Below are 20,903 nucleotides of genomic sequence, written 5' to 3' on the forward strand. Positions count from 1 at the left end.
GCTATCGTGTCCCGTTAGCTTAGTCGTTCATTCATTTGTTTAAGGTGATGGATATCGTGGTCAATGAATATCTTCAAGTATTTATCCACTGTAAATTGACGTTTTCCAGAACCAATTGTGAACTTAGCATTACTGTCGATTCCAGATATCGCTTCAATTAGTAGTCTTCTATTCAGGACAAACTCATCTATTAAAGAACCTGTTGTTGTAAAAACACTTATGTATTCGATGGCTTCTCTATTATGTAAGTCATGATTAGGGAAAGCGTTCAAGTTTGCACCCTCATTCATATATGGGACATGATTCCCTAAAATGAACTTATCCCAATAATATAGATGTCCTATGATTTCCTTGACTGACCTCTTACCTTCACTTATTGGCTCAAGAAGGCGTTGTTCATCGAATTCTTTATACTTTAGTATTTCTTCTGCTATCTGATCATAGCTTAAAGCTGCTTTATTACTCATTTAGTAACCTCCATTTCTGATATGGAAATAAGTTAATTTTATCCATTAACAACGCATATGTAAAGAACGTTTGTTCTGAATTTTGTGCCTTGGATTAAACTATCCTGCCCGTTAGCTTAATTAGACGAATAAGCGCCGAGGCAAGTATCAGTCACCTTTTGGCCTCTTAAATTAGCGGCTAGGGTGCATTTACTCACATTCTTTGACCTAACGCATCTATCGGCGTAAAGTGAATTCAAATTGTTATAACGGTTCATGCCAATGAGAAGGAGTATCGGGCATGCATTGCTTGTTTCGACTGATATATCAGGGGCTAAATCTGTTGTTAAATTTGGGAATTAAGTAGCATAAGCATTCCCCTCCATGAGTTTTTTTTGCTAAAATAATGTCAAAAAACTAAACTCAATTTCTATGAGTCTAGTCTTTTGATTATTTCCATATTAATATTTCTTCTGGTTGATAGCTTCGTCAATAATGTCGAACATCTTATTGTAGGATTTTTTTAATTCGGGTAAATTCTTACTCGTAATTACCCTAGGATCTTCACTATTAAAACGAAGGTAAACATCTCTTACCTTTTGGAAAGCCTCCGATTTGTCCTCTTTTAATGGGAATACAGACGTTTGGTAAGCGGCGAAATAATCATCAATTCCCGTTCTAATTGAATTCAGCTCAACAATACTTTCTTCATCAAAGGCTCCAGTTTTAATCCCTTTATCCACCTCATCTTTAAACTCCTTCATATTTTTCATATATGAGGCATAAAAAAAACCCTTCATCTGCTGATTTAAAGCGATTGTATTTCGGTAGTTATATGTTGATAATATGCCATATAAAATTGCTATAACAGAAACTGCAATACTTAGCGCAAGAATTATCTTTTTCATTAATTCTCCTCTTATCTGCCTGTTATGGTATGGTCAAGTATTGCCATTCCTGTATCCATATCTATAACATTTGGATACATACCACCACTGCTTATTCTAACTGTATACGATGCCTCGGCGGAAGTTCTTATATTTCCAACATTCTGAGGTTTTAAGCCATATTGAAAAGAAAAATAGGCTGTTTGCCCGCTTGCCTTTGGTGATTTTATTCTAGTTTGCGATTGTGAATCATATTCACCATTAGCATAAGAATCACCTTCCTTGTAGCCAATACTTGACGGAAGTTCTATTGAATCAGGGTCAGAAGGTGATTTAATCTTAACATACCCTTTGGTGTTGTAACTTGTTAGGGTTTGATCTACTCCGCCCATTTGACCTTTAACCAAAGCTATAGAAAAATGATAGGCTTTTGCTATTAATCCATCCAAGAGCCATTCTATATCAGGGAAGCTCTCAAGAGGAGCAGTCTTATTAGGAGCCATTAGGGTAATAAGATTCTGTACATTATCTGGACTAGTCATTGACAACGTTATTGATCTTGTTTGGCACTGATATGCATTGAAATAATTAGCAATAAAGGCATTTCGAGTTCATGCTCTAACCCTTTCTTTACCCACAGCACGCCCATCATAAACTGTGGAAGCTGCAATTACAACACTTGAACCACCAATATCCTTTGATGTCCATGGAGTTAGGGAAGTGCTCTTAACAGCCTGGTTCTTTTCAGCTCCTTTATAATAATAATATTCCTCAGCAAATGCCGAACTGATTGAAGAAAAGGCCATAGAAATAGCAGCAATAGTAAATAACAATGTTCTTTTTGGTAATTTCATAGTTTTTAATCTCCTTGAGTTTAGTCCTTAAGAGTTCCAGTACTAAGAATACTGTCGATATTATCTAAATCCGCATCAGTTAAAAATGGTTGGCCAAAAGGAATCACAGCGATATCTTCTATATCCCCACTTGTAAGAGTAGCATCTATTTTTCCCGATGAGGGTTCATATCTAATTGAAATAATACCTTTATCTTCACCATTAGCATGATTCATGTTAATTTCAATTCTTCCATAGTATATTTCCCTTCCATTGAAGCTCAACAAGTTCATCTCTCCTGATCCTTTAAATGGATAAGCCTTGTCAAGAATAAGATTACCCGAAGCATCCACTGGGACAGTCGAAAATAAATCATTGACTCTATTAACATTATTATCCAATGTTAAGTTTAGGTGCATTTGGGATTCGCTTTCCTTACCTTCGAATTTTCTATTGTTATTAGTCGTCACTGGATTATTTTTTAACGCCTCAATAGTTCGTTCATTTGCATCAAGCTTTAAATTGAACTTTTCCCCTTTGGAGCTTGCTCCTGTTAATGCCGTTGCCAGCACTACACACGAGATAACCGCCAAAATTAGATAAAAAAACCTTTTCATTCTATTTATTCCTCCTATTGTTTCGTTCGAACAGTATATCACCAAAATACATTCTGTTTCCATTTCCTTTTTCACCCTATTTTCTGTGCATTGACCGTCCCTCTTCTCTATCCACTTTCGAATTAAACCTCTAGTAATCCCAGTGTGAATAGAATATAAATAAGCTTCCGAACATAAAAACCCCTAAAGCCAATGGCTTTAGAGGTTGATAATAATTCTGTCGGCTGAACTTGAAGCGCCCTGTATATCTTCTCCAGCGTATCTATGGAAAATTCCGTTCTCCCCGCTCTATTGCTTCAATATAAGCGTCATCCAAATTAGACAGTTCCGCGAGTTGTTGTTGAGTGAGGCCGCACATGGTACTAATTCCTGGATAGCAGAAACCACGCTAATATAGCCATGAACGATTCTCCGCCAAAATCAACGGCGGCCTGGTTGTATTTTATTCAACTATCGTTTCTCGTTAGTTTAATGACGAACTGCCATGCACATGGATTTTCAAAAACCATCTTTTGCGTGCGGGTGCTCGTCCAAATTATGCATTGATCCCTATCTTATTGGACGATTCATTGATCGCCTCTAAAACTCGGCTAAGTACATGATCAGGATAATACAAAACATATCTAGGTGACCAGAATAAATGTAGAAGTAACCTCTTGGAATGACATATCTGTTCGATTTCGCCTAAAGGAAAAGAAGGCTTCAGTTGATTCTCCAGCAACTGTTTGTACAAAGCAATGTATGTGTTAGTTGAAAGTGGATTGCCGTATAATTCCGCTCGCGCTAAGAAGTTACCTACATCCTCAGCCCCTACCCCTGCTTTAGGCGATTGCCAATCGGCTACTACTATCTCTTGACTCTCATCCATTAAACAGTTTTCCATATGGAAGTCGCCGTGTATTAAAGTACGAGTGATATCAAATTGAACGCTTTCGAGTTGTTCCAAGTTTCTTAAGAGATGCAAAATTTTATCCTTGCTTATCGGTGAATATTCGTTGAGGTTTTTTACGGAGTATACATGTTCCCATGCTTCTAGTGATTTAGCAATTTCATCTTTTAGATATTCAAATTTATGGTGATATGATTCCTCACCTGTTATTTGTTGAATTTCTTTTTCTTTTCCCCAAAACATAGAATGCAGTCTTGATATTTGCGTCAATGCATTGGTTATTAAATCATTTCCCCACTCGCTTGGATGCGGTGTTTGTTGATACGATCGCATGAGCAGACCAATCCCAAAAGAATCGTCCTCGAATTCGGCAACAACATTGGGTGCTTGTATATTAATCTGTGAAGCCCCATACTTGTAAAACCTTCTTTCCCTTTGGGCGTTTCTATACAATTGCTCTTCAGCTTCTAGTGCTGTATATTTCAAAATCATCTTTTTATCATGAAGAAGTAGTTCTGCAACGATTGCACCACTTCCACCGTTTATCATTTTTGATATCGTTACTTCATCTTCGTTGACCCCTAACCTATTTAAACATTCAGCTACAACTTTTTCTTTATGTAGTTTAAAACTCAACCGTAACGTCCCTTCCATATATAGGATACCTAGTTCTATTCGACGGCTTAGACTTTTTACCTTTTCTCAATTGAAGTAATCTGCCCGTTAGCTTAATGGAAATATGGAGCAGCTACCGACTGAAAGTGCTCCATGGTGTGTTGGACTATAGTTCTCCGTTAGCTTAACGATTAAAATTTATCTTGTTATCTGTTCAATTGTTTTTCCATTTTGAGAACAGGCTGTAATAGTAGAACCAGTAAGTTTTACTCCTTCTGTTATTAAGAACCAAAACCTTTCACCGTTTTTATCGTCAATGATTTTTGCTGAATATTGCTTACCATCATTAGTCTTAATAAGAACGTCTACGATTTCGGCGTCTAATATTTTTCCATAGAGAATGTCTGTGTAATTTGAAAAGTCCCTTTTTAAATCACTAAAAGACCACCCTATTTTATATTCCTTTGGGGATGCCGAAGTTGAGCCACTCTTAAAGTGCCAACCAAAAAGGTCTTTCATTAATATCGCAATCCCAAAATAATCTTCGGGTGCTGTTCCCCATTCATAAAACGCAATAGCTTTCTTATTCTCTAATGCTTCAATATGGACAATTTTTGTCATCGGCTGGTTTAAAGATAATACAGCTTTTTCAATTTCCTTGGCATTGTCTTTTAGTCCAATACCCCAAAAATATAAAACGATTAATAAAATTGCTATGGAACAGAATGCAATTCTTTTTAAATTTTTCGACAAAAAACCAACTCCCACCTAAAAACTTACAAAGACGTTGTTTCGAGCTTATGGATTATGACCCCCTCCCTAATAATACATTTCTATATCTTGGAAAGGAACCATGCCACTTCCGCATAAAGGGCATTTTAACAGCCCGGTCAATGAATAATTTCGAGTAATGGCTTTTGTTGGTGATCGTGTAGCGATGCTTCATAAGCTCTTGTACTTCGTTCCATAGCTCCATGCTGATAATTGGCTCGTGCGAGCCTTGCACAACCTGTTTTGAATGGTCACTGGACACTCCGTTAAACTTCTCGTGTGCAATGAACCGAATCTTTCCGATGTAATTAACGTTGGCTAGGATGCCACGAACGCTTGATGAACTTGAAATTGGCTTTCGATCCATCACTGAGAACTTCGAGAATAGTACACCTATCGGCAAATTCGCCCTTCAATTTAAGGCAGCAGTAACCGAATTAGAGCTTGAAAGTGGGAAGGAAAATTATCATGACCAACAAGCCCGTTAAAGTGGCCATTTACGCGCGTGTGAGCACCGAAGACCAAGCCGAGCAAGGCTATAGCATCGATGCCCAACTCGACACCTTGCGTAAATACTGCGGATTATATAAGAAAGAGGTCTATAAAGAGTACGTGGATGCGGGGATAAGCGGCAAAAGCATCGTCGGCAGATACGAACTGCAACAGCTTCTGAAGGAGGCGGAAGAAAGGAAATTCGACGAGGTTATCGTCTGGAAGTTTAACCGCATGGCTCGAAAAAACATTGATTTTACTTAACATCGTAGAACGATTAGTAACGTACAACATTACCTTCCGTTCCTTCTCAGAAAACTTCGACACAAGCACATCTATGGGTAAGTTCGCCCTTCAAATGATGGGCGCGGTCGGTCTTGAACGAAACACGATTGTCGATAACGTAAAAATGGGAATGAAACAAAGAGCAAAGAAGGGGGAACATAACGGTAAACTGCCGCTGGTTATCGCCACATCACCGTTCGAACAGCGAAAAACGTTACTACACTTGTTCATCAAGCGAATTACGATGAATACAAGCAAGAAGATCGAGACTATTGAACTGAGCTTCGATGAAAACGTGGATTCCTACTTCTCGGCTCCCGTCGCAGTAGCGGCGGGAGATTCATTCCAGCGAAAACAAGAAAGGAAGTGGGAGAAAATCGAAATCGCCATCTGACATCATGAAAACACTCTCATAACTACTGCTCACCTTAGCGATCCTTTTTACGGACCCGAGAGGCTTAAAGGAGCGTCAGCGACTGGGTCGATCAGTAATATTCATGAATCCCGGAGTACCACTCGCTCAAATTATCATATCACATTATGGAAAATGGTGGACAAAATTGTCTTTTTTACTCCTACGAAAAACCACTAGAACCCAAGGTCTTAGAGGCTCGAAATCACACTATCCCACAGGTACGACAACATTCTCACAAGTTCCCCACAACAAAATTTTTCGCCGTCACTTATGATACGGTTCACCGTAACATCTATAGAGCGAAATTTAAAGAGCGCCGAAACGATACTCTAACTTAAGCAAGCAATATAGAGTTATGTTATTTTCTAGCAGCACAAAGAAGCCTATCCAAGATCTAATTATCTTGAATAGGCTTCAATATCTCCATGCTAAATCGAATACTAAAAAATCCTTTAAACAATTACACGAGTAATAATTGTTTAAAGGATTTTATTCCTCTAATCTAGAAATAGCTGTTACCCTATTTTCCAGACGACCTTTCGGAAGGGTCTTTCATCTAAATAGGATCTTATCACTACAAACTAATTAAGTCAATAAAAACATCTTAAGTATTCACTTTATAATTTCTAACCAATTTGAATAGGATATTTAGTATTTCTCCAAACTCCTGATGTTCTTCATAGTAATTTTTCTTCAATCTACATCTTTTAATAAGATCCACTAATTCTTTCTTACGTTGAATTCTTGAAATCTTACCTTTAACATAATAATCATGCAAGTATATTAACGCACTAATATCATGTACTTTAAGGTTTCTAAGACGGATATTAGTGATTGAATTACTCAACTTAGAGTTTTGAGTTAAGTAATTTCGAACTTGCAATTTAATACGCTTTTCATCTGCTATTAAAAATTGATTAGGTCCTACAATATTAAAAATAATAGGCCTACTATGAGCAGAAGAATCTCTTATATTTTTTGAATCAAATAATAGGCTATTCGCCAGTCTTAATTCTTTATACTTATATTTCTTTTTATGAACATAAAATTTAATAAAGAAGCATAATTGACCAAAAGACATTAATTCGATTAACACCCAAATAGACGGCTTATTTTTTCTTTTGACAATTAAATCGTAGCTATAATCTCTTTGGGACTTATATGCCTCCAATAACTTTTTATCCAGAGTTTCATACTTTTTGATTTTATTTTCAATTTCTTCTAGTGATAGATCTCTTTTGATAAGTTTTTCTCTATAACTTTCTAACTCATATGCTTTATACTCATCAATGATTTTAAAACCATCTTCGTCGCTGTCAGTTATTAAGCGAATAATTAATGACTTTATATTATGTTCAATATCTAAAGACAACTTTAAGAATAAATACCTAAAGTGCATGTCAATTGTAGCTAAGTCATTCAAAACTGAAAAATCAACATTTGTATATTTGTTATCATTATCTTTACTAAAATTTTTTCTGAAAGCAGTAACTTTATAATAGTAAGTTCGCTCCGTTAGTATTTCTTTAGCTAAAGATTCATTATAGTGATTGAAAGTAATACCTTTAAATTTTAAGTACTCAATTTGCTCATCTACTGATAGCTTTTCTTTTAATTTTGCCTTTTCCAACAAATTAATAACAGGTGCCTTGCTAATAATCGGAGGCTCTTCTATTGTAGCTGCAACCTCATTTTTATTCTCTATTCCATTATGTGTGCTTAAAGATTGTTTGAATTTTAATAAATCCTCTTTGGATGCTCTTTTCAATAATATGTTCACCTACCCATTGGATAACATTATAGTAATTATAACATGTATCACATAATGCTATCGATGGTTTAACTAGTTCTTTGTTGCAAAGCCTGCTTAACAAACAGGCTTTATTGCTATTACAAAAATTTCGCCCTACTTGTGGTACTGTTCAGCTTAACGGGGGCATCGGCGAAAATTGCGAAAAGAGCTGCCGCGGTGCGTATTGCCCAACCTTCCAAAGGGGCACTATCAAACCTATAGTGATGCACGAAAGCCACCGAAGAAAATCGGTGGCTCGAACGAACTTGGTCATTAAGGATGTTCTTGTCTTTGAACAGCTATTTAATACCTAACTCTTGTCTCAACTCTTCCAGTATTCTGAGCGCTTCCAGTCGTTTATGTGGTTCCATCATATTGTCTTTTACCCTGAGATTAAGTTGAGAATGAATGATGTCTAAATAACTTCTTGGTGTATAGGAATCGGCCAGGGTAAAAAAATTATCGTAGTAACCAGTAATTAATTTGGACAATTGATCAACCTTTACACGTTGATCATCCGCAAGCTCCGTTCGGCCTTCTTCGTATTGGGAAGGGGATATGACGTATGTATCCTCGATTTTATTTATCTTTGGTTTCGAATCTCGTTGAGCCATCGGAACTCCCCCTTCAATTTGTCGCAGCAGGTAGCAGTTGAATTAACCGATTTAGCTCACCACTTATAAAAAGCATGATGATTAGTACAAAGACTACGTCTGTTTTAATCAATGAGTTTATTGACTGAATTCTTTTGTTTGCAATGATCTTAAAGATTAGAAAGAAGTAAAACAACTGGTAGCATATCATCATGACCAGCCCGACGATTTGAAATGTTAAAAAGAGTGCCGCTGATCGATTGTCCTTATGTAATTGCCATAATGTCTTGGGAGCATCCTTAACTTCAATACTTGTAAATTTGTTTACTGCAATATCCAATTTATCAGGTGAATAAATCGGATGGTTGATTAAAATAACCATCCCAAAGACAAACAGCCAAAAAATCAGCAAATAATATTTATATCCATTGGAGATCGATTCCTTGAAATAAGCAACAAGACACGCAGTTAGTAAGCCCACAATCATTACTCCAGTGGAAATCTCAATAATCATCGATTTATATTTGATGTAAAAAAATATCGCTACCCCAAACACAGCGAGCGCACCGAAGCCTAATGCTATAGCCTTCCCCATTTCATCATTCTCGCTATTTGCGGCCGAAGTAACGGACGTAGGGTGCTTCGTAGTGTGATGATGATGCTCGTGGTGTTCGTGATGCTCGTATGTGGTTTTACGTTTATCAATATTTTTTGTTGTATTAAAGCTGTTGGTGATATTGCTGTTGTGACTATTTTTGTGTATTGTTTTTGTCTTATTAACAGTCACAAACAATCCGACACAAGTAATAATAATTCCGATAATACTTAGCCACGTGCTTAAATCCATAATGTGCCTCCACTTTCATTTTTATTTTCTGTGTTGGGCTATAGGATGCTAAAGATCAGAATCCACTTCGCAGTTGTTGCCCATTCCAACAAGAATTTGTATCTTAATTGTTTGTTTCTATAGGAACTTTTCGACAAATAATGATAAATTCCTCCAATTGGAAATAACGAAGGGCCGCGAGAGTATTGTAGCCCAATCAACTTATCACATAGTTAACTTCGCTAGTCTCTGGCCCTACATAATTCGGGGTTTTTATGGCCCCGGCAATCGGCTATTTATGATCTGCAAAAACTCAAGATACTTTCTCAGGTGGGAATAAAAATCATCAAAACTCCCAAGTTTCGATGTTTAAACGCATGGATAACATTCGTTTCTGTTGAATTTCTTAAAGAATGCCAATGTCGTTGTTGCAGGAGAAAGCGTTATTCATATCGAAAATGGTGAGTGGTGTGTTTAGAAAACCATCCATTAGAGGAGTAACCACAATGTCCATAGAGAGGTTTACAATAGAGGAAGACAAACACCAATATATGGAGTGGAGGAACCGTAACCCAGAAGGATTTGTTCTCAATATTAACAATAGGAATCCAAAGTCGACAACAACTAAGAATATCATTCATTCGGCACGTACATGTCGAACATTGGAAACCCCACCGAGTCGTAACCGAAGCCGCCCCATTACGCCTAAACACCCAAAACTGTGCTCCACTGATTATTACGAACTGGTGGTTGAAATGAAGGCTAAGAATTTGCCTTACAAAGAATGTGGATTTTGCATGAAATAAGTAAACAGCATTTCTTCTTGGGTAGTTCATATTAGTTTAAGTAAAAGGGAATCTAAAATTATTATAGCTGTTTCCAGGGCTTATTCCTTTGAATAACTATCGCATCGAGATCATGCTCACCAATGTCACAAGCATGTCTAAAAAGTAATTCATGCTTCAATATTCCGTACTCAGTAAGTGGTTTAATTCTCCGGTTCTTTTCGTCAAGTACAGCAGGCATCAGAACATACTTTTGGTGCTTTTTATACCTTGCTTTAAACATATTAAACATTTTGAAACCATCTGTAGGATTAGCACGCTGCAATCTAGATATTGACATTATTAGGCTCTCATTTAATTCAAGCCCCTGTTCTTCCATTCTCTTTGCTACTCGGTCAATATTGGAACTAATGTGTATTGTATAACCGGATTCTTCACCCGGAATATCACCCTCGACAATCGATATTCTTATCTCATCATTTTTGTCTTCTTTACCATGCATTAAAATCCAGTTTTTAAATATTTTTTTAGCATAAAATCCTTTCGCATATGGAAGTAGTAAGCACGGAGGTTCCTCATCCCCTACATCCAAAAGAAAGGCAGCTCCTCTCCAAATTGCCTTATCCCAAGATTCTAAATCAATTGGCGAGGTAATAAATAGAGATTTTCTTTCTTTTACTGGTAATGGCCTTAATTTACCTAACTTAGGCTTCTCTCTTTTATTTATTCCGCGTAAGCGCCAATACAGGCTGTCGTATTTGTCCGATCTTGATACTTCGTAATATGTAGTTCCTTGAAGAGGCATTGGAATGAATGCAGTATCCGATCCGTTGAATACAATAGGGATAAATCTTTCGTTAATAGTATCATCATTATAAAGATGCTGATAAATAATATTGCTTTCCCACTTTACTCCTCTACCCACTCCTCTATCAGCCTTGCCCATTAATCTGTTCAAATACTCTTGGGTGCAGATTATAAGGACGTAGTCTGACTCACTAATTGAATTTTCCATCCATCTCGGCCATCCCTCGCTAGGTGACTCTTCATACTGGTCCAATACTGTATCTATACCTTCACTGCGTAACTTATTAGATAATTTCAGAACCTTATCTGAAAAATCGATGCTCTCTTGGCAGTAACTAATAAATACCTTCGGGTTGTTTTCAGCCATACTAAACCTCCATATAAGGTTTTCCCTTGCGTAATATAAGCCTCCATTCCCAGTCCTGGAATAGAGGCTTATATCATAATTATCTGCTCTAATTTCGCGATTGTAAGTCCTTCAGCTTGAGCAGGTTTATCTTTTCTTTTTTTTTCTTCCAGACCACGATCTTCACCGTAGATGGATACTTGAATTTTATACGACTCACCTTAAATGTCCATATAATGAGTTCAAGCAATTCTTGATCTGAAATATGCTCGTAACCTCTAAAGCGAGTGATTCCGGAGCCTAGAACGGGTATGGCAACTGTTCTCCCTGCATAAACCCTATCTATTTCATTCCAGAAATTCAACAGGCAGCTTATGTAATCGTTCATTTCAAGATACGCTTGGTTACTTTTATCGAAGCGTGAGAACGCCGTCAGAAGATAATCGTCTACTGTGCATATTGTTCCAAGTCTATATGCAACCTTCTTTCCGACAGGCCTTTCTACATTTTTGTAGGAGATCATCTCCGGCAGGTGGGTGTCCAAAGAGATAATTCCGTCTAAATCAGCGACTTTTCCTTGATAGAATTTCTTAATATATATTCCATTGAGTGAATTGCTTGAAATGACTTTCTCGTCCACCAGCGTGTCGAAATATTCATTAAAAGCAACTACCTTTAGATTGGCTTCCTCAGAAAAAATATCACCAAACTTCACCTCAATCTCTGAGGTGTTAATCGTTAGTTTTATGCTTCGGCGCAGAGTAGCATGAATCCAGGTTCCGATGTAAACAAGAACCAGCAATGCCAGTACCCCTCCACCAATGGCGCCTTTCCATTTAGGATCTATTTCAACAAAAAGAAAAACAATAGAAGTAAGAACGCTTATTACACTTAGAAATCCATAGAAAGTATGCAGTATCTTTTTACCAAAAAACGGGACTTTCATTTACATGTTCTCCTTTACCGGATCAGACCCCATTTGACTTGTGTTTCACGGTTGTAATAATCCTTCCCTCCGCTAAGATGCTCACCGTTCACATGGAAACGAGTGATGGCATTCAAAATGCAATCTTTAGCAAATGGGATATGGATTGCCTCTATACCTGTACTATTTATACGGTCGGCAAGTGCCTTTGGCCAAAGATTACTGAGGCTCTCCACATGCAGAATGGATGAATATTCGGGATAGGCGATAATAAGTGGAATTTTGTATGTGTCTATTGCTTGTTCGATCTCATAGGTTAAAACACTTCCGGTATAACGCGTCTTACTCGTAAGGACGACGAACATGTTTTTTGATGCTCTCAGCCTTGCTTGAATACGCGCATACAATGTTGCCCGTTTACTTGTATCACGCACCGCATCCGTTTTTTCGTGACTGTTAGTCAGCGAAAATTCGATATTTTTGTTCGCACTCCATGCTTGAAGTGTGGCATAGTATTTAAAGTCAGACTTTGTAGGGTCTGTTTCTCCAAAACCATCAAAAGCGACATAGGTTCCTGTCCGATTAGCCATCAGTTTAACCCCCTCGTATAGATCCGAATCCTTCTATTTACCTTCTTATCATATCATAGCTTTGGAAAATAATGGACAAGCCCTAGTCAAAAAGAACTAAGAAACTTCCGAGCCAAATGGTCTCAGGAGTCCTCATATCAAATTATTCAACTTGCTTAACGACAACTCTAGTCATTTCATCTTCATAATTTTTCGCCCTACTTGTGATACGGTTCACCGTATCATCCATAGAGCGAAATCTTGTGGTGCCTGATCGTTGCCATATACCAATCAGTTTTTGAATGATATCATAGTACAATAAGACACTGTTCAGGAGGTAATCGGATTGGAGGACTTTTTAAAGGCATTGAATGAAGCCATTCATGCATGGTCTCACTTGGGTGAGGAATGGGAAAAAATCGAGGCCGATTATAGCGATAAGCTTTCCGAGGGATATCCCTTTGACAAGGACTTTCGAGAGGTTATCTTTGATTTGATGGAATGGAAAGAAACTATCAGCAAAAAATGACATCAAAACGAGGCTGAGTTAAATCACAGCCTCGTAATGTTCACCATCACCATTATTGTCTCTCTTTGGCAAGCTGAATAAATGAATTCAGGTCCATCAGCCAGCTTTGCTGATTGGGTTTGTATGTTTCATGCAGCCGCTTGGGTAAGATAAGCTGCAAATTGCTCGCTTGCATTTCATCAGTCTGGTTCTCACTGATTCCTGGTTCGAGTGTAAAAAGGTGCTTATTCCGAATCCGCTGAGCTTCAGCCAATACCTGCCGCCATCTGTCCTTACAGGTGGACTTGACGCCTAACATAGTCAATCTGGATTCAGGGAACGACATGTCACGATAATTGTCGATATGCGGAAATAGAAAATCTGGTTTGGACTTATTTTCCGTTACTGGCGTTCGAGAATAAGTCATGTTATGAACCTTGAAAATTTCCTCCAGATGGTTCTCTAGAGCATAACCCACACGCGATTTTCTTCGATTATGAACACTGAGGGAGAACTGGATAAATCCTTCAACATCAGTTGCTCCTTCATCCCGGAATCCCGCTTCGAGCCTTCTAGCAACCATATGGCGTTCAAGACGTTTGAAGAGTTTTTCTTCATGTTCAATCCACTTTAGTAGGGTTTGGTCCGGTTCCTCAATCGGTGAAACATCCTTGAGTGTCTTTCGGGCTACCATCGAGAACACCGACGTACTAGGGAAGCCTGATTTTAAATAAGGTTCGATTATACTGTCAAGGTAGCTACCATCGGGGTCCGAGACTTCAATACCCAACTCCTCGAGAATATAGCGAACAACAAAATCAACTTCTGGATCATTACCCGCTTCAAAAGACTGATACGTGAACTGCTTGTCAGTCAGTTCAACATCAAACAGCCACAACAGTTGATTCTCGAATGTACTATCTGCAGGGACTACAATAATATAAATCTCTTCATCAGGTCTTTTAGCAACTATAAGAAGGTCGCCCTCTTTGGCACCATCCATTACTGGATTACTGTTAAAATATAACCTGTATTCAGCTGCCCTGTGGGCTTGTCTCTTTCTTGAGTCATACCAAGTTACTTTCCCCTCAGATGTAATTCCCTCATTTTCGCCAGACAGCCACATAAACCGGGCTGTGAATGATCTCTCCCCATTTCCCAACAGATTCCTCAGGAGCCTGACTCCGTTAAACTCATGTTGGTTGGACTTAGAACGATTCGCCTCTACTGCACTAAGTCGTTTTATTGCTACCCCTTCAAAATACTGCGAAAGAAAACCTCTCTTCATACGATAACATCCTCACAAATGATGGTTTGTCAGCATTGCCCACCAATCTCTATCGATGCCATATCCGTCGTGTGCAACCATTGGGCACATAGCTCTATTACTTCTTCGCTGTTGATGCGGTATTTCCCTTTCAGGGAACATTCCCATACAATTCCAACCCTCCAGCCCATCTCCTGAAGGCGAGCCACGGTCTCACCGTCCACTTCCATGTTCCGATTTATCTTGTTACGCCAAAATTCCTCATTTGAAGAGGGCCATTTGAACAAATGACAGGAATGTCCATGCCAGAAACAGCCATTTGCAAAAATGACCGCCTTGTACCGGGGGAAGACCATGTCTGGTTTTCCCGGCAAGTTCCGGTCGTGAAGTTTATACCTGAAGCCCAGCTTGTGAAGGCCTTGCCTGAGAATCATTTCAGGTTTTGTATCTTTGCCCTTGATACCGGACATCATTCGACTTCTTGTCTCAGGTGAAACGATATCAGACATAGGCTTCAGCCTTCTCAAAAAGCATTTCAACTTGATCCGTATCCTTGGCCGTTCTCATTACCTTGAAAATGTACGGGAGCATATGTGCTGCTACAGCCTCAACAACAGGTACAGCAACTGAATTTCCAAATTGCTTATACGCCTGAGTGTCGGAAACAGGAATCACAAAGGATTGTTGCCCCGGCTTATCGAACCCCATCAGTCTTGCACATTCGCGTGGAGTCAGCCTCCGTGGGTTCCTGCCTTCCTGCCTGATCAGAATTTCCGAACCATCCTTGTAGTACCGTGCAGATAGAGTACGTGCTATGTCTTCAGGACCAAACAACCCATAACCAAATCCATTTCCCTTTGCCCTGTGCTTCTCCGCGTAGTTTTGAAGGTATTCCCACAGCCGGTCACTCAATGTGTATTTGTCTGCCACTCTGCCCTCTGGCGCTTCCGTGTACGGGGGTTCAGGCTCTTCTGTTCCATTTTCCTGATGTAGAATCGAACCGAGTTTTGGCCCAGACTGGGGGAACATCATGTGTTTGAAGGCAAATCCGACATCATCACGGAATCCTACAATGAATATACGCTCCCTGTGCTGAGGAACAAAATGCTTTGCATCAATAACCCGGAAATCAACATGGTAACCCAGTTCTTCTTGTAACGTTCTCATGATTACCTTGAAGGTGTTTCCCTTATCATGGCTTAACAGATTCTTCACATTTTCAAGCAGAAATGCCTTTGGTCTGTGATGTTCTATCATCTGTGCAACATCAAAGAACAGCGTGCCTTGTGTAGCGTCATGAAAACCGTGGGGACGACCCAGTGAATTTTTCTTGGATACACCGGCAATAGAAAATGGCTGACAAGGGAAGCCCGCTACCAACACATCGTATTGAGGCATATTGTCCAGATCAACATCACGAATATCGCCATTTACCGGATGATCGCAATCGTAATTGGCCTGATAGGTTTTTCTGCAAGCCAAATCCCACTCACTCGTAAACACACACTTGCCACCTATCGATTCAAATGCCTTTCGTAAACCCCCAATACCTGCAAAAAGATCTATGAACTTGAAGTTGGCGTTCTCTGAATGTTGGCCTGAACGCACATCGTAGATAGTTTTAAGCTCCCGGAGCAAGTTTTCCTCAGGTAAAGATTCGCCTTTTTCCCATCGGTAGATGGTACGCTCGCTTTTCCCAAGCAATCCCGCAACTTCTCTTACAGAATAACCCATTGACTCTCTTATGTGGGCAAATTCGGTATTCTTGAATGTTTTCATCGTAAGCCAGCCTCCCTGTCAAAAATATTCCCAGGGGGAATGTTTTTGACATAAGAATACCATAGGCGAACAGACTTTCGCAATTAATTTTTATTCATCTGTGTCATTGCTCGTGAACAGAACCTACTATCCAAAAGGAGAATCTAAAAATGTCTATCAATTTTATCCGTATCTTACAATTATTAAAGAACCAATTCGACACCAATGATCTCACCAGCACTTACAAACAAAACATCTGGATCATGGCCGCAGCTGCCGTCCCGTTTGCTGATAATCACGTTGAGTGTACTCCAGCAAGCGGGGTAGCGCCTACCCATACCATTCGTCTCGTGCTTCGCACAACAGACGAGGAGGGCACTAATGACTATGTAGACGGAACAGACGTCTACGTTAAGCTAGACCAAGAAATCCAGATAGCAAATTTCGTGTGGGAGGACCTCTGGGCAGAGGGTCCTCCCATTTTTCATGGCGGAACGATCCCTGACGCACTCCGATGGGTACGAGATCTTGCAGAACCTTTCTACATTCAGCTTAGGGACCCGTTCCTGACACCTGAGCAGTGGATTGCCCTAAACGGTCATGACAAGGACTTTGCCGAGCCACAGTTTAAGGAAGACCAGAAAGGAGACAGGAACATGATAGACGATGACCTTGACCCACCCTTCTGATCAAACAGAATTCCGTCAATTATGTCGATACCGTCAATTACGCTAACGAAACGAAAAAGGAGGAACTCACAGAAATGACCTTAACAATCAGTGAGAATAAGAAAAAGTCCATCGTTACTTACATTAACGATCACTTCGACGAGCATATGTCACACTTCCCCTTCGCCAAGTACCCAACCGAACCGCTCAACCAGTGGCGCAAGCAGTTCGCCGATCCGAAGGCGGTCGATCCAAAGATGATTCGCGCAGCGTTGTCCTGGCGCGGCGGATTCTGGCAACGGAAGGACGCGCCCAACGCCCAGCGACAGACTACCCTGTCCGTCATCAAGTTATGGCCGGAGTTCGTGCGGGAGGAAGCTGCTGAACCCGCCCGGGCGCTCGACTTCTGGACAAGCAGGCTAGGCGGCGAATCCCTTGCCTTTGACATCGCCGCCTTCCTCGCCCATCTGGCCCACCCCGACGCGCTAGAACTCGCGGACACTCAACGGCTGGAAGCGATGCGGGACCTCCTCAAGGAGGTCGGGCATGAAGGAGGCGAGCCTGACGCCGACTGCAGCCTGGGTGGACTCCTGCGTTACACCGACTTTTTCCGGGCACTGCTCCCCAAGATGCAACCCAAGGATGCGAATCGGGCGCGTGTGCAGCTCGACCGCTTTCTGAAGGCGTACGGGAACCGACACGCGCTGACCAAGCTGGCGGGCAAGACTCCTCCCACGATCGAACCCGCGATCTGGTCACTGAATTGGGAGGCCATCGACTGCAAGAAATACGCTCCCGAAGGAATAGAGGGAAGGGCAAACGCGGACGTGCTGTTCGCCTGCCTGCTCCTCGCCCTCGACAGGCAGCCGGAACGCAAGGAAAAGCTGACAGTCGGGGAAATTGCCGAACTTGTCCCGCTCGGAAGCGGCGGCGTCTGCAACCCTGGCAGCTACCACTACGCCATGATCGCCCTATTCGGGGGCCAGAAGGGGCGTGACTTCTTTACATTCGAGGATGAGACGCTACAAGCAGAATTCACCGCCCAGGCCAACCAATCGAGCCGGGACATGCGCTTCTATCGCAAACATTCGGATGCATCTATCACTATCAATCCGAAGTACGCCCGATCTTGACCCGCAAGTTTGCGTCACTTGCGTCGACGGCGACAAGGACAGTACCGACGCTTTTTGGAACAGCAGCAAATCCTGAACAACATCAATTTCCATTGAAAAGGAGACTCACCCATGTCCAACAAAAACCGAATCGCCCAACTGACAGAGCAGGCAGATCAGCTACTGGAACAGGTTGAGGCATCACAAAACTTGCTGACCGGCATTCTTCTTCATGTCGACAAGCATTCCCTTAGCCTCAACATCTCCACCGCATTCTCGGTGGCGCTCGAAGCCCATTGCCAGTTCGCAAAGGCAGACCGTAAGCTTTTGAAGTGTAGGCTTCGTCTCATCTACGAACGCTCAGGCCATGACAATAAATAGAAGGACAAGCGTTGCGGCCTACGCCGCCCGCTCGCCCCCTTTTCACGATTCGTGCTCTGCTTTCCTGTCAAACGTGTCGAACATGTCCTTCGCCATCCGCTGCACCAGCCTGATTTCCGGCAGGCTCCGGTCCCGGAGCAGGGACAAGTGAATGTCCATGATTTCCTGTTTTTCCATTTCTCCGTCCAAATCTGCGACCTCGTCCAATCTACCAAACTTAAGCGCCTCTACCGGGTCGGCCCCCAGGGCCGACATGATTTTTTCCAGTGAATTCAGAGAGATGTTCCGGTTACCCCTCTCCACGCCCCCGATATACGAATCCTGAAGCTCGGCCAACTCCGCTAGCCTGGCCTGCGACAGTCCCTTCTGTACTCTTAACTGCTTGATCCTCGCGCCTACCAGCGCCAAGAATTCAGACATTCCTACCACCACCCTTATCCCAAGGGTAGGAAATAACATCTTTGGCGGACAGAGCATTAAACTATAAGAAAATGTTGTAAAAGATACTTATGAGTTCTTATAATGGGAATATAGTACGGATAGTACCTAAGACGCACAAATTCGACATTTTATTTGTGAAGGGTACGATCACTTACGAAAGGAGAAGAACAAAAGGTACTAACTACATTCCAATTTTCACAAAACCAAATTCTATCTTAGGAGCGATTGCAAGTGAGCACATTCGGAATCATTCTCGGTCTCATTGTAGGTATTGTACTATTTATCATGCTGAATCGGATGTTCAGCATCACCTTCGGTGGATTTTACAGCATGATCGTCGTTTTCGGCATCTGCGTCATGATCGGTTTCGCCATTGTAGAGTGGGGAATCGGCTTTATCAAACACCATTACATCTGGACTGCCATCATTGTCGTCATCCTTGCGTTAATTACGTATGGAGCCAAGAAGGGAGTTCCAAAGGACCATCAAGAATAAGTCCACAGAATTATGAAGTTTTTATATCGACAGGAAGGATTTTCCTCAAATGTCGAGAATTATTGTCTGATGTCGAAAAAAACAAAGAGGGGATACTAGAAAATGAAGTCTTCGAAAGTCAAAGTCATTGTCGCATTAATCTGTGTGTTTTTGCTCGGGTTCGGGGTAGCCACAGCAGCCACGAACCCCATTCTCAAGATTGGGCTGGACGGGTTTACCCTAAACATGACTTCAAGTAAGGGGAAGATTCAAGTCGGAAACAAAATGGTTCCCTCAACGATAGCCCAGAACGGGACTACATACATCGCCGCACCAGCCATCGGAACGGTCTTCCAGGCAAATTATGCATTCGACTCCAAGACGAGCACCTTCATGTTCAATAGCTATAAGAAAGATCAGGACAAAGCGCAGATCCAGAAGCTTCAAGGCCAAGTCTCGACTCTAAAAGAGCTTTTGGCCCAAGCACAGTCGACCAAAAACAAAGCAGACGGTTGGCTTGAATATCATTCGAAGCATTTTACGCTGCTATACACGAAGCAGTATGAAAAGGACGTCGAGAAAGCTGCAGCTGATTTCGAACAGGGGTACAACGTCGCAACCGCCGAGTTTGCATCTCTCCTGCCTGAGATCGGTAGCACTCTGAACGACGGTCTCCATCCAATCTATATTTATTTGCATCCTACCGCAACCGACAAGGTAAGTGAGGGAACGGCTTACAACTATACCTATGGTACTGATGAAGTTCTGAGGGCAGAAATTCATGTCCTCACGCCATCTGCCTATCAAAAGAAGGGCTACACGCTAGAAGGAGGTCTTTACGACGAGGCCTACTTCACCCATTTGTTCAAACACGAATTCATCCATACGCCGCAAACTTATCTACAGGAGAATATTCGTCGAGGAGATAAAAAAGGATGGTTTACCGGCGGAGAAGAGATGCAGTGGATCAAGGAAGGACAAGCGGAATACCTGGCGGCAAAAGGCACAGACGACCTCAAGAAAAGCGAGGCGTACTGGAAGCCAATCATACTTGAGAAGCCTCAGGAGCATATCATCATCTATAAAGACAATATTTCCGTGAAAACACAGTATATCGGCGGTTACATGTTTACAGCATTCTTGTACGAAACCTACGGTAGCGACAAGTTCAACAGCTTCCTGGCCAGCACACAGCCGACGATGGAAAAGGCCTTTGTTCAGACGTTTGGTAGCTTCGAACAAGTCAACACGAAATGGCTGGAGTGGTTGAAAAAGTAGGCGCTAGCCGACATGATGAGAAGATCCAATTCTTCCTATTTGGGAATCGGGTCTTCTTTTTTTATTTTGGCGAGATCAACCCTCCCTTCCAATTCTCTCATTCAATCGAGACGGGAGAACATA

At 41.2% G+C, this 20,903-nt stretch carries 28 protein-coding genes; 9 read left to right on the plus strand and 19 right to left on the minus strand.

The annotated features are described in order from the left end of the window. Positions 1-14: 14 nt before the first annotated feature. The 9 genes from KJS65_RS20975 to KJS65_RS30295 all read right to left on the minus strand — a co-directional run bounded on the left by KJS65_RS20975 (position 15) and on the right by KJS65_RS30295 (position 5,425). Positions 15-467 carry a DinB family protein gene (locus tag KJS65_RS20975; protein ID WP_213651789.1) on the minus strand — a complete coding sequence of 151 codons (453 nt, stop codon included), beginning with the start codon at positions 465-467 and terminating at the stop codon, positions 15-17. A 440-nt stretch (positions 468-907) separates the two neighbouring features. After that, complete coding sequence (locus KJS65_RS20980; RefSeq protein ID WP_213651790.1) at positions 908-1,354, minus strand: DUF2015 domain-containing protein; 447 nt, start codon at positions 1,352-1,354, stop codon at positions 908-910. A gap of 11 nt (positions 1,355-1,365) precedes the next feature. Continuing rightward, a complete protein-coding gene (locus KJS65_RS20985) occupies positions 1,366-1,836 on the minus strand; it encodes a hypothetical protein (RefSeq protein ID WP_213651791.1) in 471 nt (156 codons plus the stop codon). Positions 1,837-1,944: 108 nt separating this feature from the next. Further along, a complete protein-coding gene (locus KJS65_RS20990) occupies positions 1,945-2,187 on the minus strand; it encodes a hypothetical protein (protein ID WP_213651792.1) in 243 nt (80 codons plus the stop codon). Positions 2,188-2,207: 20 nt separating this feature from the next. Next, positions 2,208-2,783: a hypothetical protein gene (locus KJS65_RS20995; RefSeq protein WP_213651793.1), complete on the minus strand. Its 576-nt coding sequence runs from the start codon at positions 2,781-2,783 to the stop codon at positions 2,208-2,210. 262 nt (positions 2,784-3,045) lie between these two features. Next, on the minus strand, positions 3,046-3,141 hold the full coding sequence (locus KJS65_RS29950; RefSeq protein WP_244864679.1) for a helix-turn-helix domain-containing protein: 96 nt from the start codon (positions 3,139-3,141) through the stop codon (positions 3,046-3,048). Positions 3,142-3,318: 177 nt separating this feature from the next. Then, positions 3,319-4,308: a phosphotransferase gene (locus KJS65_RS21005; protein WP_213651794.1), complete on the minus strand. Its 990-nt coding sequence runs from the start codon at positions 4,306-4,308 to the stop codon at positions 3,319-3,321. A gap of 177 nt (positions 4,309-4,485) precedes the next feature. Beyond that, positions 4,486-5,040 carry a hypothetical protein gene (locus tag KJS65_RS21010; RefSeq protein ID WP_213651795.1) on the minus strand — a complete coding sequence of 185 codons (555 nt, stop codon included), beginning with the start codon at positions 5,038-5,040 and terminating at the stop codon, positions 4,486-4,488. Between the two features lie 52 nt (positions 5,041-5,092). After that, positions 5,093-5,425, minus strand: coding sequence for a recombinase family protein (locus KJS65_RS30295; protein WP_213651796.1), 333 nt, complete (start codon positions 5,423-5,425; stop codon positions 5,093-5,095). On the opposite strand from KJS65_RS30295, the gene KJS65_RS30300 reads away from it, so the two are divergent. From KJS65_RS30300 to KJS65_RS30115, 3 genes are read left to right on the plus strand one after another with little or no spacing between them, the layout of a single operon-like run. Continuing rightward, positions 5,382-5,546, plus strand: a complete 165-nt coding sequence (locus KJS65_RS30300; RefSeq protein ID WP_213651797.1) for a recombinase family protein — start codon at positions 5,382-5,384, stop codon at positions 5,544-5,546. The two genes, KJS65_RS30295 and KJS65_RS30300, sit on opposite strands and share 44 nt — an antisense overlap. Continuing rightward, the gene (locus KJS65_RS30110) at positions 5,527-5,814 is read left to right on the plus strand and encodes a recombinase family protein (RefSeq protein ID WP_280531345.1); all 288 of its coding nucleotides are present in this window, start codon (positions 5,527-5,529) and stop codon (positions 5,812-5,814) included. The genes KJS65_RS30300 and KJS65_RS30110 overlap by 20 nt, the downstream gene beginning before the upstream one ends. Further along, positions 5,801-6,229, plus strand: a complete 429-nt coding sequence (locus KJS65_RS30115) for a recombinase family protein (RefSeq protein WP_280531346.1) — start codon at positions 5,801-5,803, stop codon at positions 6,227-6,229. The genes KJS65_RS30110 and KJS65_RS30115 overlap by 14 nt, the downstream gene beginning before the upstream one ends. 625 nt (positions 6,230-6,854) lie before the next feature. Here the strand turns inward: KJS65_RS30115 and KJS65_RS21030 are convergent. The 6 genes from KJS65_RS21030 to KJS65_RS21055 all read right to left on the minus strand — a co-directional run bounded on the left by KJS65_RS21030 (position 6,855) and on the right by KJS65_RS21055 (position 12,914). Beyond that, positions 6,855-8,018 carry an Abi family protein gene (locus tag KJS65_RS21030; RefSeq protein WP_213651798.1) on the minus strand — a complete coding sequence of 388 codons (1,164 nt, stop codon included), beginning with the start codon at positions 8,016-8,018 and terminating at the stop codon, positions 6,855-6,857. Between the two features lie 323 nt (positions 8,019-8,341). Further along, positions 8,342-8,656: a hypothetical protein gene (locus tag KJS65_RS21035; RefSeq protein WP_213651799.1), complete on the minus strand. Its 315-nt coding sequence runs from the start codon at positions 8,654-8,656 to the stop codon at positions 8,342-8,344. A 13-nt stretch (positions 8,657-8,669) separates the two neighbouring features. Beyond that, on the minus strand, positions 8,670-9,482 hold the full coding sequence (locus KJS65_RS21040) for a hypothetical protein (RefSeq protein ID WP_213651800.1): 813 nt from the start codon (positions 9,480-9,482) through the stop codon (positions 8,670-8,672). An 846-nt stretch (positions 9,483-10,328) separates the two neighbouring features. Then, on the minus strand, positions 10,329-11,420 hold the full coding sequence (locus tag KJS65_RS21045) for a toll/interleukin-1 receptor domain-containing protein (protein WP_213651801.1): 1,092 nt from the start codon (positions 11,418-11,420) through the stop codon (positions 10,329-10,331). An 88-nt stretch (positions 11,421-11,508) separates the two neighbouring features. Further along, entirely contained in the window at positions 11,509-12,345 is an 837-nt protein-coding gene (locus tag KJS65_RS21050; RefSeq protein ID WP_213651802.1) for a macro domain-containing protein, read from the minus strand. Between the two features lie 14 nt (positions 12,346-12,359). Then, positions 12,360-12,914 (minus strand): TIR domain-containing protein, encoded by a 555-nt coding sequence (locus KJS65_RS21055; protein WP_213651803.1) that lies wholly within the window; start codon positions 12,912-12,914, stop codon positions 12,360-12,362. A 325-nt stretch (positions 12,915-13,239) separates the two neighbouring features. Here KJS65_RS21055 and KJS65_RS21060 point away from each other — a divergent pair, with 325 nt between their 5' ends. Beyond that, a complete protein-coding gene (locus tag KJS65_RS21060; RefSeq protein WP_213651804.1) occupies positions 13,240-13,422 on the plus strand; it encodes a hypothetical protein in 183 nt (60 codons plus the stop codon). A gap of 52 nt (positions 13,423-13,474) precedes the next feature. Here KJS65_RS21060 and KJS65_RS21065 read toward each other — a convergent pair whose 3' ends face one another. The 3 genes from KJS65_RS21065 to dcm are packed head-to-tail and all read right to left on the minus strand — an operon-like array spanning position 13,475 to position 16,447. Further along, positions 13,475-14,689: a type II restriction endonuclease gene (locus KJS65_RS21065; protein WP_213651805.1), complete on the minus strand. Its 1,215-nt coding sequence runs from the start codon at positions 14,687-14,689 to the stop codon at positions 13,475-13,477. A gap of 29 nt (positions 14,690-14,718) precedes the next feature. Continuing rightward, on the minus strand, positions 14,719-15,177 hold the full coding sequence (locus KJS65_RS21070) for a very short patch repair endonuclease (protein WP_213651806.1): 459 nt from the start codon (positions 15,175-15,177) through the stop codon (positions 14,719-14,721). Then, entirely contained in the window at positions 15,170-16,447 is a 1,278-nt protein-coding gene (dcm, locus tag KJS65_RS21075) for a DNA (cytosine-5-)-methyltransferase (RefSeq protein ID WP_213651807.1), read from the minus strand. Before dcm ends, KJS65_RS21070 begins: the two co-directional genes overlap by 8 nt. A gap of 149 nt (positions 16,448-16,596) precedes the next feature. Here dcm and KJS65_RS21080 point away from each other — a divergent pair, with 149 nt between their 5' ends. The 3 genes from KJS65_RS21080 to KJS65_RS21090 all read left to right on the plus strand — a co-directional run bounded on the left by KJS65_RS21080 (position 16,597) and on the right by KJS65_RS21090 (position 18,587). Continuing rightward, positions 16,597-17,115: a hypothetical protein gene (locus KJS65_RS21080; RefSeq protein WP_213651808.1), complete on the plus strand. Its 519-nt coding sequence runs from the start codon at positions 16,597-16,599 to the stop codon at positions 17,113-17,115. 74 nt (positions 17,116-17,189) lie between these two features. After that, the gene (locus KJS65_RS21085) at positions 17,190-18,227 is read left to right on the plus strand and encodes a hypothetical protein (RefSeq protein WP_213651809.1); all 1,038 of its coding nucleotides are present in this window, start codon (positions 17,190-17,192) and stop codon (positions 18,225-18,227) included. A 111-nt stretch (positions 18,228-18,338) separates the two neighbouring features. Next, positions 18,339-18,587 (plus strand): hypothetical protein, encoded by a 249-nt coding sequence (locus KJS65_RS21090; protein ID WP_213651810.1) that lies wholly within the window; start codon positions 18,339-18,341, stop codon positions 18,585-18,587. Positions 18,588-18,629: 42 nt separating this feature from the next. Here KJS65_RS21090 and KJS65_RS21095 read toward each other — a convergent pair whose 3' ends face one another. Next, the gene (locus tag KJS65_RS21095) at positions 18,630-19,007 is read right to left on the minus strand and encodes a helix-turn-helix domain-containing protein (protein WP_213651811.1); all 378 of its coding nucleotides are present in this window, start codon (positions 19,005-19,007) and stop codon (positions 18,630-18,632) included. Between the two features lie 252 nt (positions 19,008-19,259). On the opposite strand from KJS65_RS21095, the gene KJS65_RS21100 reads away from it, so the two are divergent. Together KJS65_RS21100 and KJS65_RS21105 are read left to right on the plus strand one after the other, a co-directional pair. Beyond that, positions 19,260-19,523: a hypothetical protein gene (locus tag KJS65_RS21100; protein ID WP_213651812.1), complete on the plus strand. Its 264-nt coding sequence runs from the start codon at positions 19,260-19,262 to the stop codon at positions 19,521-19,523. Positions 19,524-19,625: 102 nt separating this feature from the next. Beyond that, entirely contained in the window at positions 19,626-20,780 is a 1,155-nt protein-coding gene (locus tag KJS65_RS21105) for a hypothetical protein (protein ID WP_213651813.1), read from the plus strand. The last annotated feature ends 123 nt before the right edge of the window (positions 20,781-20,903 follow it).

This window comes from Paenibacillus sp. J23TS9 (genome assembly GCF_018403225.1).
Lineage (GTDB): Bacteria > Bacillota > Bacilli > Paenibacillales > Paenibacillaceae > Paenibacillus_AQ.